This window comes from Mesorhizobium sp. C089B, assembly GCF_030323125.1.
Classification (GTDB): domain Bacteria; phylum Pseudomonadota; class Alphaproteobacteria; order Rhizobiales; family Rhizobiaceae; genus Mesorhizobium.
Window position 1 is genome coordinate 3,618,529 of sequence record NZ_CP100469.1, and the last position, 13,199, is coordinate 3,631,727.

General features: G+C 62.4%; 11 protein-coding genes. 2 read left to right on the forward strand and 9 right to left on the reverse strand.

Annotated elements, in window-relative coordinates:
* Positions 1–157: 157 nt before the first annotated feature.
* Entirely contained in the window at positions 158–1,237 is a 1,080-nt protein-coding gene (locus NLY44_RS17930; protein ID WP_023804598.1) for a trypsin-like serine peptidase, read from the reverse strand.
* A 402-nt stretch (positions 1,238–1,639) separates the two neighbouring features.
* Between NLY44_RS17930 and NLY44_RS17935 the strand changes: the two genes are divergently transcribed.
* A complete protein-coding gene (locus NLY44_RS17935; RefSeq protein WP_023713445.1) occupies positions 1,640–2,731 on the forward strand; it encodes a S1 family serine peptidase in 1,092 nt (363 codons plus the stop codon).
* 80 nt (positions 2,732–2,811) lie between these two features.
* Here the strand turns inward: NLY44_RS17935 and mgrA are convergent, their stop codons facing one another.
* The 7 genes from mgrA to NLY44_RS17970 form a co-directional block, all read right to left on the reverse strand.
* Positions 2,812–3,858, reverse strand: a complete 1,047-nt coding sequence (gene mgrA, locus NLY44_RS17940; protein ID WP_023669798.1) for an L-glyceraldehyde 3-phosphate reductase — start codon at positions 3,856–3,858, stop codon at positions 2,812–2,814.
* Positions 3,859–3,915: 57 nt separating this feature from the next.
* Positions 3,916–5,058: a Gfo/Idh/MocA family protein gene (locus NLY44_RS17945; RefSeq protein WP_023691996.1), complete on the reverse strand. Its 1,143-nt coding sequence runs from the start codon at positions 5,056–5,058 to the stop codon at positions 3,916–3,918.
* Positions 5,059–5,069: 11 nt separating this feature from the next.
* On the reverse strand, positions 5,070–5,816 hold the full coding sequence (locus tag NLY44_RS17950) for a sugar phosphate isomerase/epimerase family protein (protein ID WP_023669800.1): 747 nt from the start codon (positions 5,814–5,816) through the stop codon (positions 5,070–5,072).
* Between the two features lie 118 nt (positions 5,817–5,934).
* Complete coding sequence (locus tag NLY44_RS17955) at positions 5,935–7,035, reverse strand: ABC transporter ATP-binding protein (RefSeq protein WP_023804597.1); 1,101 nt, start codon at positions 7,033–7,035, stop codon at positions 5,935–5,937.
* 5 nt (positions 7,036–7,040) lie between these two features.
* Complete coding sequence (locus NLY44_RS17960) at positions 7,041–7,976, reverse strand: carbohydrate ABC transporter permease (protein WP_023669802.1); 936 nt, start codon at positions 7,974–7,976, stop codon at positions 7,041–7,043.
* Positions 7,969–8,862: a carbohydrate ABC transporter permease gene (locus tag NLY44_RS17965; RefSeq protein WP_023683029.1), complete on the reverse strand. Its 894-nt coding sequence runs from the start codon at positions 8,860–8,862 to the stop codon at positions 7,969–7,971. The genes NLY44_RS17960 and NLY44_RS17965 overlap by 8 nt, the downstream gene beginning before the upstream one ends.
* A gap of 81 nt (positions 8,863–8,943) precedes the next feature.
* Positions 8,944–10,182: an ABC transporter substrate-binding protein gene (locus tag NLY44_RS17970; protein WP_023804596.1), complete on the reverse strand. Its 1,239-nt coding sequence runs from the start codon at positions 10,180–10,182 to the stop codon at positions 8,944–8,946.
* Between the two features lie 392 nt (positions 10,183–10,574).
* Between NLY44_RS17970 and NLY44_RS17975 the strand changes: the two genes are divergently transcribed.
* Positions 10,575–11,618: a LacI family transcriptional regulator gene (locus NLY44_RS17975; RefSeq protein WP_023683027.1), complete on the forward strand. Its 1,044-nt coding sequence runs from the start codon at positions 10,575–10,577 to the stop codon at positions 11,616–11,618.
* 34 nt (positions 11,619–11,652) lie between these two features.
* Here NLY44_RS17975 and gnd read toward each other — a convergent pair whose 3' ends face one another.
* On the reverse strand, positions 11,653–13,080 hold the full coding sequence (gnd, locus tag NLY44_RS17980) for an NADP-dependent phosphogluconate dehydrogenase (RefSeq protein ID WP_023714135.1): 1,428 nt from the start codon (positions 13,078–13,080) through the stop codon (positions 11,653–11,655).
* Positions 13,081–13,199: the final 119 nt, after the last annotated feature.

Consider the following 13,199-nt stretch of genomic DNA (forward strand, 5'->3'; position numbering starts at 1 on the left):
TCTTACCCAACCCCTTGGATCGCCTAGCGTAAGCACCGCTGCAACACAGTGCAAGAGAGGTGTTTCGATACAAAAAAAACCGGCGGCAGGAACGTCCCGCCGCCGGTTTGGTAGTGCTGGTTATCGCCGCTGTTTGCCGGCGAAAGATCATTCAGCCTTATTTGTACAGGCTGTTGATCCACGCCACGTTGGCGGCGTTCAGGCGCACCGCAGTGTTGGCGTTGGGGCTTTCGGCCACGTTCACGCCGGTGACGACGCGCTGCTTGGCGCCATTATCATAGGCGTAGACCGAGCTGCCGCTCGATCCCGGATAGGTGTCGCAGTCGTACTGGAAATACTCCGCGCCGACGTTTTCGGCTTTCACTTCGCAGGTCGCCTTCCACATCGTTCCCATCGGCTTGTCGCCGGGGTAGCCAACGATGTTTGCGGTGAAATCGCCGAGGTTCTCATAGTTGGCATAACCCAGCCAGCCGAGATTGGTGCCGACATCCTGCTTCAGCGTGATGATGCCGAGATCCCACGGAATGACCGAGCCGTAGTAACCCTGATAATTGTCGATGAAGCCCTGCAAGATATAGACGCTCTCGTAGCTGAAAGCGCCAAACGGTGCATCGTCGGCGGTGTTGCCGTTGAGCGACGGCACGAAGATGACGTCGTCGAGCCAAGCCTTGTCTTCATTGCTGTAGAGGCAATGCGCCGCGGTGAGCACCGTGCGCGGACCGATCAGGGTTCCCGAGCAGCTGCCGTAACCGCTCTTGGCTTTGCCTTCGATATAGCCGATCGCGGTGAACGGGTACGTCTTGGTGTTCTTGATCTGCTCGCGATCGTCGGCCCCGAACACCTGGCGGCCGGCTTCGTCGCCGCCCGTCAATCCGGTCTTGTCGGCGTTCGGTGTGTTGGCGGGCGCATTCAGTTCCTTGATGACAAGGTCCTTCAGCGTCTCGCCGGCATCGATCTTGATGTCCTTGCCATCGGCGGAACGTCCGACGATGCCATAGGATTTGACCGCCGTGCCCTCGTCGGTCAGCGGCGCTGCCCGGCTGGCTTCATCTTCGATCAGTTTCGGCGGCGCGATCGGCTTTGCACGGCCGGGCTGGTAGTCGCCCGTTCCGAGATCGCGCATGCTTTCGCCATTGCCGGCATTCGCTGAGCCGGGATCGGCGGCGAAGGCAGGCATCGTCCACAGTGCGGTGGATAGCAGTGCGGACGCAATGATAGTGCTTGTCAGTTTCGTCATGGTGAGACTCTCCCAAAAGTCAGCAAGGAGTGGAGCAAAATACAGAAATATTGTCGAGATCGTGGTGGAGTTAAAAAATTAGTTTGGTTACCCGCCCGTATCGGATCATCGGTCCGGGCGGCCTCGTTAAAGCCCTCCGCCAAACGCACCCGCGTCGATATACTGCCTAAAATAATCCAACATTGGCAATGACAAATCGCTTCCACGTAGCCCGTGGGGGGCTATAGGGTTTGGGTGGGCTCTGCCCGATGGGGCACGATTAGCAAAAGTCGTATTTCGGTTTTATGACCGCGCGGATGTCGTTCGTTCTGGCAGAAGGCGATCGAGGTACCGGTACCGCTTCTGTTGGTTATGCGTCATGGCGGCATGGCTCGGCATTTTTCATCTCAGGAGGGTTTCAAGGTGAACATTATCCATCGGTTCAGGCCGCTTGCCGCTGCATCGCTGCTGGGCATCGCGGCCGCTTTCCCCGCCGTCAACGCGCTCTATGCAGCCGACGACGCCGCCAGGCCGGAAGCGGCGGTCTCGCCGATGCAGCGCGTCGCCGAATCCCGGGACAAGGCCAAGGCCGAGAATCCCGACGGGGCCGACCGCGTCTATGGCGGCAAGGAAGCCGACAAAGGGGCCTATCCGTTCCAGGTGGCGCTGCTGACCAGCGCCCGGCTGGACCCCAGCCCGGCCTCGCAGCCGAACGCGCAATTCTGCGGCGGCAGCCTGATTGCTCCGCAATGGGTGCTGACGGCGGCGCACTGCCTCAACGACAAGGGCCGGCCGATTTCGCCCGACACGGTGACCGTGCTGACCGGCGCCACCGATCTTACCGAAGGCAAGCGCTACAAGGTGGTCGAGGTCATCGTCAACGAGGGCTACAGCGAACAGACGCTGGACAATGATCTCGGCCTGCTCCGGCTGGCGGAGCCCGCCGATGCGCCGGTCATCAAGATCACCAATGAGCCGACGCCAGACAGCGGCAAGACCACGGTCATCGGCTGGGGCAAGATGCAGGACGGCACCTTCCCGACCGCGCTGATGGTGGCCGATCTCGATCTCGAGCCGAGCGCTGCCTGCAACAGCGGCATCAAGTCGATCTATGCGCATGACCTGAAGGCGGCACTTGGCGATCTCTCGCATCGGATGCGTTATTCGGAAAAGGGCATCGATGCCGCCGCCAATGCGATCGCCGCCGATATGTCGGATCCGCTGACCAAGAACATGATCTGCGCCGGCACCGACAGCGGCGAACGCGACGCCTGCAACGGCGACAGCGGCGGTCCGCTGTTCATGACCGGCGCCAACGGTCCGGTCCAGGTCGGCGTCGTCTCCTGGGGCGAAGGTCCGTCCGACGGCACCGCCGCTTGCGGCCACAAGAATGCCTATGGCATCTACACGCGATTGGCCAACTATACGGGTTGGATCGAAGCCAAGATGAAGACCCCGGCTCCCGCAGCCGCGGCGGCGCCCAAGGCCGGTCTCGGCACGGCCAAGAAGCCCTGAACGGGCCCGAAGCTTGATAAACGCAAAACGGCGGGATCTTTCCCGCCGTTTTGATTCATGTCCGGTGCCGGCTGTTCCGCTTACTTCCGCGGCGGGCCTTTGCGCTCGGCCGACGCCGCCCACAGATTGATGTCGGACTCGCGTGCGTAAGTGTCGATTTCGGCGAGCTCGGCATCGCTGAACTCGAGCACCTTGAGCGCGCCGACGCAGTCCTCGACCTGTTCGGGCCGGCTGGCGCCGATCAGCGCCGAGGTGACCCGGCCCTTGCGCAGCACCCAGGCTAGCGCCATCTGCGCCAGCGTCTGGCCACGCTTGCCGGCGATCGCGTTCAGCGCCTGGATGTTAGCGATGGTCTTTTCGTTGATGAAGGCGGGCCGCAGCGACTTGCCTTGGCTGGCGCGGCTACCCTCGGGGATGCCGCCGAGATATTTGTCGGTCAGCATGCCTTGCGCCAGCGGCGAGAACACGATCGATCCGACACCGAGCCCTTCCAGCGTATCGAGCAGTCCGTCCTCTTCGACCCAGCGGTTGAGCATCGAATAGCTCGGCTGATGGATGATGCAGGGCGTACCGAGCTGCTTCAATATGTCGGCGGCCTCGCGCGTGCGCTGCGAATTGTAGGACGAGATGCCGGCATAGAGCGCCTTGCCGGAACGCACCGCATGGTCGAGAGCGCCCATCGTTTCCTCAAGCGGCGTATCCGGATCGAAGCGGTGCGAATAGAAGATGTCGACATAGTCGAGCCCCATCCGCTTCAGGCTCTGGTCGAGGCTCGCCAGCACATATTTGCGGCTGCCCCATTCGCCATAAGGCCCTGCCCACATCTCATAGCCCGCCTTGGTCGAGATGATCAGCTCGTCCCGATAGCCGGCGAAGTCGGTGCGCAATATCTCGCCGAAGGCGATCTCGGCCGAGCCGGGCGGCGGGCCGTAATTGTTGGCGAGATCGAAATGGGTGATGCCGAGATCGAAGGCCTTGCGCGCGATCGCCTGCTTGGTGTTGTGCGGCGTGTCGTTGCCGAAATTGTGCCACAGGCCGAGCGAGATCGCCGGCAGTTTCAGGCCGGATCGCCCACATCTGTTGTAGAGCATTTTCTCATAGCGGTGTTCAGCCGGCTGCCAGCGCATGGGTACAGATCCTGGATTGTATGGGTGTCGGCGCGAGCGCGCCGACACCCTTCTACCTCATTTCTGCTTCGCCAACAGTCCTTTTGCGTCCTTGACGCCGAGTGCAGCCGGCCGCTCGCAGCTGGTCTGCATGGCGACGAACTTGCCGGTCTCGCCCGACCGCAACAGGCCGGTCATGACATCGACGGCATGCAGCGCGAGCTCCATCGAGCAACGATGCGGCCGGCCCTCGGCGATCGCCAGCGCCATGTCGGCAAGGCCTGCGGTGCGGTAGTTGGCCATCATGCCCTGGCCGTGCATTTCGTTGGGCACGCCGAACGGATGCTGCCATTTCGGCAGTTTCTTCACCGGTTTTGCCGCCTTGGTTATGCGCACGTCGCCACCGAAGAAATTCGGATCCGGCACGAACACCGTGCCCGTCTCGCCATAGAGTTCCATCGGCGCGTGACCATGCGCCCAGACGTCCCAGCTGGTGTTGAGCGTGATCACGGCGCCGTTCTCGAACTCCAGCAGCCCGTGGATCGTCGTCGGCGTGTTGACCGGGATTTTCTCGCCCGCGCGCGGTTTCGATGAGATCGTGCGTTCCTTGGCAGGCGTCGTCGCGAAGGCCGCCACCTGCTTCACCGGCCCGATCAGCTGGATCAGGTTGGTGATGTAGTAAGGCCCGATGTCGAGCACCGGCCCGGCGCCCGGCTGGAAGAAGAAATCGGGATTGGGGTGCCAGTGCTCCATGCCGTGGCCCATCACATGACAGGTGCCGCTGGTGATCTTGCCGAGCGCGCCGGTGTCGACGAGGTTGCGCACCAGCTGGTGCGCGCCGCCGAGGAAAGTGTCCGGAGCCGAACCGATGCGCAGCCCTTTCTTCTCGGCCCGGCTCTTGAGGTCGAGGCCTTCCTTGACCGACAGCACGAACGGCTTTTCCGAATAGACGTGCTTGCCGGCATCGAGGATCTGCTTCGACACCCCGTAGTGCACCGCCGGGATGGTGAGGTTGACGATGATGTCGATCTCGTCATCCTTGAGCAGTTCTTCGACGGTCTCGGCGCGCAGCTTGAACTCCTTCGCCCGTGCCTTGGCCGCGTCCATGTTGATGTCGGCGCAGGCGCGCATCTCGATGCCGCGAAACAGAGGCGCCAGCGAGAAATACGCTTTCGAGATGTTGCCGCAGCCGATGACGCCGATACCCAGTTTCTTTGCCATGATGATTGTTCCTAGTAAGCCTTGACGGATGCGAGCGAGCGGCTGGCGAAGCGCTCGATGTCGTTGGGGTTGTCCTGTTCCATGACGTAATATTTGGCCGCGCTCTTCGCCCGAAGTGTCTTGATCAGGCCGGCCCAGTCGATGGTGCCGTGGCCGACATCCGCCCAGCCGTCCTCGTCAAGGCCTTCGCCTGACTTGGCCATGTCCTTGACATGGACGGCGCTGATGCGCTTGCCGTGCTTTTCGATCCACGGCAGCGGATCAACGCCGCCGCGGACTACCCAGGCGACGTCCATCTCCCAGCCGATGTCGGGCGCAGCCGACAGGATGTGATCCTGCGGCACCGAGCCGTCGGCGAGTGTCTTGAACTCGAAATCATGGTTGTGCCAGGCAAAGCCGTAGCCGGCTTTTTTTGCGGTCTCGCCGACCTTGGCCAGACGCTCGCCAAAGCCGCGCCAGCCGGCAGCGTCGGCCGGCCGCTGCTCGGCCAGCAGATAGGGACAGATGACGAGCGTGATGCCGAGTGCGTCGGCTGTTTTGCGTACGCCGTCGAAATCATTCTCCAGCGCATCGATCGAGAAATGTCCGGTCGGCATCGAAAGCCCGTTCTTGTCGAGTTCGGCGCGGAACGCCGTGGGGTCGTCATAGACGCCGCCGAAACCTTCGACTTCCTTGTAGCCGAGCTTGCCGAGCATTTTCAGGATGCCGTCCCACGGCTGGAAATTGCGGGCGCTGTAGAGTTGGAATGACCAGTTCATCGTCTCTGTCCGTTTCTTAGGTGGTTAAGGCTTGGGGATGTTTTCGGGGGATCGTTTTCGCGAGATCGTTTTCGGGGGATCGTTCTTGGGAGGATGGTTTGCGGATGATTCTAGAGGGTCACAGGCGATTGCCGGTCGCGGCGTCGAACAGCGAGGCGCGCGCCGGATCGAAACCGAACTGGATCGGATCGCCGCTGCGCAGCGTCCGTTCCGCCTCGACGCGGAAGGAGAGGTTGCGGCCGGCAAGCTTCGTCCACACCAGCGTGTCGGAACCCATCGGCTCGACGATCTCGACCGAACCGCCGGCGGAAAACGGCATCGACTTTGCAGCGTCACCGAAAGCGATGTGTTCAGGCCGGATGCCCAGCACGCAAGCGCCGGCCGGGCGCTCCGTGCCGTCAAAGGTATAGCGATCGAGCGGCACCGAAACACCGTCGGTCCTGAACACCGGAGCAGCACTGGCCTCCAGCTCCCCTTCGAGGAAATTCATCGCCGGCGAGCCGAGGAAGCCGGCGACAAACCGGTTGACCGGCCGGTTATAGATCGTCTGCGGCGCGTCAAGCTGCTGGATGACGCCGCCGCGCATGACCGCGATACGGTCGGCCAGCGTCATCGCCTCGATCTGGTCGTGGGTGACGTAGATCATGGTGTTCTGCAGCTTGCGATGCAGAAGCTTGATTTCGACGCGCAGTTCCGAGCGCAGCTTGGCGTCGAGATTGGATAGTGGCTCGTCGAACAGGAAGACGTCGACGTCGCGCACCAGCGCCCGCCCGATCGCCACGCGCTGGCGTTGGCCGCCGGACAAGGCCGCGGGCTTGCGCTGCAAAAGCGGCTCGATCTGCAGGATCTCGGCGGCGCGGGCGATGCGCTTGGCGATCTCGTCCCTGGGCACGCCGGCAACGCGCAGGCCGAACGACAGGTTCTTCTCCACCGTCATTTGCGGATAAAGCGCATAGGACTGGAACACCATGCCGATGCCGCGATCCTTGGGCTCTTCCCAGGTGACGTTCTTGCCCTTGATGAAGATGCGGCCTTCGGAAATATCGAGCAGCCCGGCGATGCAGTTGAGCAAGGTCGACTTGCCGCAGCCCGAGGGACCGAGCAGCACGATGAACTCGCCCTCTGCGACCTCGAGATTGAGGGTCTGCAGCACCGATACAGAGCCGAAATTCAGGGACAGGTCCTGGATCGAAACGCTGGTGCCGTTGGCTGCCATCATCGCCATCACCCTTTCACCGCACCGGCGGCGATGCCGCGCACGAAAAGCTTGCCGGAAATGAAGTAGACGATGAGTGGCACAAGGCCGGTCAGGATGGTGGCGGCCATGTTGACGTTGTACTCCTTCACGCCTTGCACCGAATTGACGATGTTGTTGAGCTGCACCGTCATCGGATAGGTGTCGGGGCGGGTGTAGACGACGCCGAACAGGAAGTCGTTCCAGATGCCGGTCACCTGCAGGATGATGGCGACGACGAAGATCGGCAGCGACATCGGCGCCATGATCCGCAGGAAGATGCCCCAGAAGCCGGCGCCGTCGACCCGTGCCGCCCTGAACAGCTCTTCCGGCATCGAGGCAAAATAGTTGCGGAACAAAAGCGTGAGGATCGGCATGCCGAAGATGGAATGGACGATCACCAGGCCGCTGAGGCTGCCGTAGAGGCCGATCTCGCGCAGGATGATGACGATCGGATAGATCATCACCTGATAAGGGATGAAGGCGCCGACGATCAGGATGACGAAGAATGTGTCGGCGCCCTTGAAGCGCCAGTTGGCCAGCGCATAGCCGTTCACCGAGGCGATCGCGATCGACAGCAGCACTGACGGCACAGTGATGCGCACCGAATTCCAGAAGCCGCGCGAAAGCCCGTCGCAATTGAGGCCGGTGCAGGCCGTCGCCCACGCCTTCACCCACGGTTCGAACGTGATTTCGAGCGGCGGCGAGAAGATATTGCCCATCCGTATCTCGGGCATGCCCTTAAGCGAGGTGACCACCATCACATAGAGCGGCAGCAGATAGTAGACTGCCACCACGATCAGCGTGCCATAGAGGAAGATGTTGCGGCGCGAGAAGACATGCCGCGGCTTCGGCCCGCGCGGCCCCGAGGCTTCGCGCTCGGCGGCACCCGCGCTGGCGGGCAAAGGGACGGCCGGGTCAGCCACGCTTCCTGCCTCCGAATTCAAGGTAGGCCCACGGCACGACGACGATCACCACCGAGAGCAGCATCATGGTCGAGGCGGCAAAGCCCTGGCCAAGATTCTGTGCGAAGAACATGTAGTCGTAGACATATTTGGCCGGCACTTCGGAGGCGATTCCGGGGCCGCCGCTGGTCTGGGCGACAACGAGGTCGTAGACCTTGACGATGCCCGACGCGATGATGACCAGCGTGGTGATGAAAACCGGCCGCATCATCGGGATGACGATGAACAGATAGGTCTTCCACATCGGGATCCCGTCTACCCGCGCCGCCTTCCAGATGTCCTCGTCGATGCCACGCAGGCCGGCCAGCATCAGGCACATGATGAGCCCGGTGCCTTGCCACAGCGCCGCAATCGAAATGCCGTAGATGACGATGCTGGAATTGTAGAGCGGGTCGAAGTTGAAGCTCGTCCAGCCGAGGTCCCGCACCACATGCTGGATGCCGAAATCCGGATTGAGCAGCCACTGCCAGACCAGGCCGGTGACGATGAAGGAAAGCGCGAACGGATAGAGGAAGATGGTGCGGAACGTGTCCTCGAAACGGATCTTCTGGTCGAGAAGCGCTGCAAGCAGGAAGCCGATGACCAGTGAGAACACGAGCGAGATCGCGCCGTAGATCAAAAGGTTCTCGATCGAGATCAGCCAGCGCGGCGTCGCCCACAGCCGGTAATACTGATCGAGCCCGGCGAAATTCAGCCGTGGCAGCAGCTTCGAATTGGTAAAGGAATAGAACACCGTCCAGACGGTGCCGCCGACGAAAACCACCGACGCGGTGAGGATCATCGGGATCGAGGCGACCTTCGCATTGATGTTGCGGAACAGCGGGTTGGGGCGTTCGCTCTTGCTCATCTCGTCAGCCGGCTGGGTAAGGGCGGTGCGATCCCGGCCCTGCTTTCGCAAGGCCGGGAGCGAGGTGTATTGCCTCCAACGTCAGTCTGCCGAAGCGATGAGGTCGGCGAAGCGCTTCTGCGCGTCTTCGATGGTCAGGTCCGGCTTGGCGAAGAATTCGGCGAAGAGATCTTCCTTCTGCTTCTGGGTATCCTGCGAAAGCAGTTGGTCCGTCCACGGGATGACGGCGCCCTTGGCGAGGATGGCCAGACCCTTCTTCATGCAGTCGTTCGCCGCATTGAGATCGACGTCACCGCGCACCGGCAGCGAGCCCTTCTTGAGATTGAAGGCGACCTGAGTCTTAGGGTCGAGCAGCGTCTCTGCCAACACCTCCTGCGCCTTGGACTTGTCGGCATCCTTGAGCAGCGGGAAATAGAAGGCGTCGCCGCCGGTGGCGATAACTTCGTTCAGACCGAGGCCCGGCAGGCAGGCATAGTCCTTGCCGGCGACCTTGCCGGCAACCTGGAACTCGCCTTGCGCCCAGTCACCCATGATCTGGCCGCCGGCCTTGCCGGTGATGACCAGATTGGTCGCCTGGTTCCAGTCCTGCACATTGGTGTTCTTCGCCATCTTGCGGGCATCGTCGGCGGCCTTGAAGACCTTGGCGATCTCGGGCCCAGCGGCGAACTTGGCGTCCTTGTCCTTGTAGACCTTGAGGAATGCATCGGTGCCGCCGACCGCCGCCAGCAGCACATCGAAGGCGCCGGAAGATTGCCAGGCCTGTCCGCCGACAGCGAGCGGGATGATGCCCGCCTTTTCCAGGGCGGGTGCTGCCGCCACGAATTCATTCCAGTCCTTCGGCAGCGGCACGCCGGCCTTCTCGAAGGCTTCGTTCGACAGCCACAACCACTGCCAGGAGTGGATATTGACCGGCACGCAGTAGATCTTGCCGTCTATGGTGCAACTGTCGAGCAGGCTCTTCGGCCGCACGATTTCCGTCCACTTGCCCTTGGTGGCGACATCGGTGAGGTCGCGCATCAGGCCGGCCTGCACCAGTTCTTCGGCCTGCCGGCCGTGATTGAACTGGGTGGCGCCCATCGGATCGCCGCCGGTGATGCGGCTGATCATGATCGGCCGTGCCGTGCCGCCGGATCCGGCAATGGCGCCGTCGACCCAGTGATTGCCGGTCGCGTCGAAGGCCTTGGCGAATTCCGCAACCGCCGCCGCCTCGCCGCCCGACGTCCACCAATGGGTCACTTCCAGGTCGGTGGCGGCCGCCGGGTCGGCAAGCTGAAGCGCGGCCGTCGCGGCAAGGGCAGCGGTCAAAAGTCTATAGCGCATTTCGGTTCCTCCCAGAATCTGAAACGTTACAGATTTTCGATACGGCAATTATGCGGTGCGTGCAACCCCTGAGATAAACGCGCTCGAATGTTTTTTCGAGGCGCGAACAAATTCGTTGCGTGCAAACCGGCAAACTCCGCGCAAAACCGGGTGCTGCGCTGCAAAATCATGCTGCAGCGCAAGAAAACCGTCTCGAACCTGATTGTCGCGCAACGTTTCTGGCCGCCAAAACCCTGCCAAAACCATGGCTTGAGAGACCCACGCGCTGCGATGTTGGAAATCTGTAACGTTTCAGTATATTGAGGCCTGACGGCGAAGAACCGTGCCACATCGTCATCGAAGCGATTGTCGGCTGGTCCGGCGGCTGCTATGCGCCTGACGGGGCGGGACGAATGGACAGGGACCAGACGGAGAAGGACGACGAGGCGTCGGCGCATGAGCGGCCGACGCTGAAAACGCTTGCCTTCATGACCGGGCTCGGCGTCACCACCGTCTCGCGCGCGCTCAAGGATGCACCCGAGATCGGCGCCGAGACCAGGCGGCGGGTTCAACTCGTCGCCAGGCAGATCGGCTACCGGCCGAACCGCGCCGGCGTGCGCCTGCGGACTGGCAAGACCAATGTTATCAGCCTCGTGCTCAATACCGAGCGCGAGATCATGAGCTTTGTCTCGGACATCATCTACGGCGTCTCGGAGGTCATTGCCGACACACCCTATCACCTGATCGTCACGCCCTACTCGCGCTCGCAGGATCCGCTGGACCCGGTAAAGTATCTGGTCGAGTCCGGCTCGGCCGATGGCGTCATCATCTCACGCACGCAGCCCAACGATCCGCGCGCCCGCTACATGCTGGAGCGTGGCATACCCTTTGCCACGCATGGCCGCACCGATATGGGGCTTGTCCACCCCTATCACGACTTCGACAATTACGCCTTCGCCGCCGAAGCGGTGCGCCATCTGGCCAGCGTCGGCCGGCGCCGGCTGGCGCTGGTAGCGCCGCCGGTCGGGCTCACCTATTACGACCACACGGTCAATGGCTTTGCCGACGCACTGAGCGAGGTCGACGCCAGCGAAGTGCCGTTCAACGCTGTTTCGATCGACCAGTCGATCGATCAGATCAGGACGCGGACCGCGCAGTTGATGCGCCGCGACGTCAGGCCGGACGGTTTCGTCAGCAGCGCCGCCGCAGCAACGCTGGCCATCGTCGCCGGCATCGAGGATGCCGGCCTGAAACTCGGCCGCGACGTCGATGTCGTGTCCAAGCAATCGTCGGAACTGCTGCATCTGTTCCGCCGGGAGTTGCTGATCGTCAACGAAGATTTCCGCCTCGCCGGCACCGAGCTTGCCCGCGCCGTGCTGGGCTGGATAGGCGGCGCGGCACCTGGCTCTTTGCAGACTGTGGTCAAGCCAGGCGACGTCGTCGCGTATCAGGGCTGACTGGCACGACCTGAGAGGTCCGCCTCACCTGACCCTAGCCGGCAGCGCCGCTGCCCCATGGCCCATGGAAAGCGCCCTGCTCGCCGATGCGCTCGAAGCCATGCGCGCCGAAGAAGTCGCGCTGCGCCTGGATCAGGTTCGAGGTGCCGCGGCCCTGGCGGTAGCTGTCGAAATAGGCAAGTGCCGACGCCAGTGCAGGCACCGGCGAGCCTGCTTCCGATGCCTTGGCAACGGTGCGCCTAAGCGACGGATGCGCCTCCTGCATCATGGTGGTGAAAGCCGGCGCCATCAAAAGGTTGGTGGACGCGCCGCCCGAGCCGAAGGCTTCCGCCATGGTGTCGAGCATCTGCGAGCGGATGATACAGCCGGCACGCCAAATCTTGGCGATGGTCGGCATCGGCAAGTTCCAGTTGAACTCCTTCGAGGCGGCGCTCATCACCGCGAAACCTTGTGCATAGGCGGCGATCTTGCCGGCGAGCAGCGCCAGCTCCAGGTCTTTCAGAAGTGCCGCCTTGTCGCCGGAGATCTTGGTGACGCCGATATTGCCATAGGCTTTTTCGGCCGCCTGCCGCTCATCCTTGATCGAGGACAGCACGCGGGCCGCCACCGCCGCCTCGATGGCCGTCGCCGGAATGCCGAGCTGCTGCGCCTCGATGACAGACCATTTGCCGGTGCCCTTCTGGCCGGCACGGTCGAGGATGATGTCGACCACCGGCTTGCCGGTCTTTGCATCGTCGGCGGCCAGCACCTTGGCGGTGATCTCGATCAGATACGAATCGAGCCGGCCCTTGTTCCAGTCCTCGAAGACCTTGCCGATCTCCTTCGGCCCCATGCCGAGACCGTCACGCAGGATGCCGTAGATCTCGGCGATCATCTGCATGTCGGCATATTCGATGCCGTTGTGGATGGTTTTCACGAAATGCCCGGCGCCGTCTGTGCCAAGCCAGGCAGCGCACGGTTCATCCTTGAACTTGGCCGAGATCGCGGTCAGCACGCGTTCGACGCGCTTCCAGGAGTCTTCGGTGCCGCCGACCATGATCGACGGTCCATGGCGCGCGCCTTCCTCGCCGCCCGATACGCCCATGCCGATGAAGGTGAGACCCGAGCCCGACAGTTCCGAAAAGCGCCGCATCGTATCGCGGAAATTGGCGTTGCCGGCATCGATGACGATATCGTTGTCAGACAACACGCCGCGCAGCGCTTCGATCTGTTCGTCGACCGGCTTGCCGGCCAGCACCATGATGATGACCGGGCGCGGCGGCTTGATCGCAGCTGCCAGTTCCTCCAGGCTGTAGCAGGGCACCACCATGTCCCTGAGCGAACCGGCGCCTTCGAGGAAGGCATCGGTGCGCGCCTTGGTGCGGTTGAAGACGGCGATGCGGTGCCCGTGCTCGGCAATGTTGAGCGCGAGGTTGGAGCCCATTGTGCCAAGGCCGATCAGGCCGATTTCGGCTTTTTCCATCGTTTCTTCCCTGCTTTCGGATTTTGTTGAGGCCGCGTTTTTCGGGATGCCCATTTTTCGGCGAGATGATTGACGGGCCTTTCGCGCCACGTCAACCGCCTCGCCGAATTGTGTTGCGT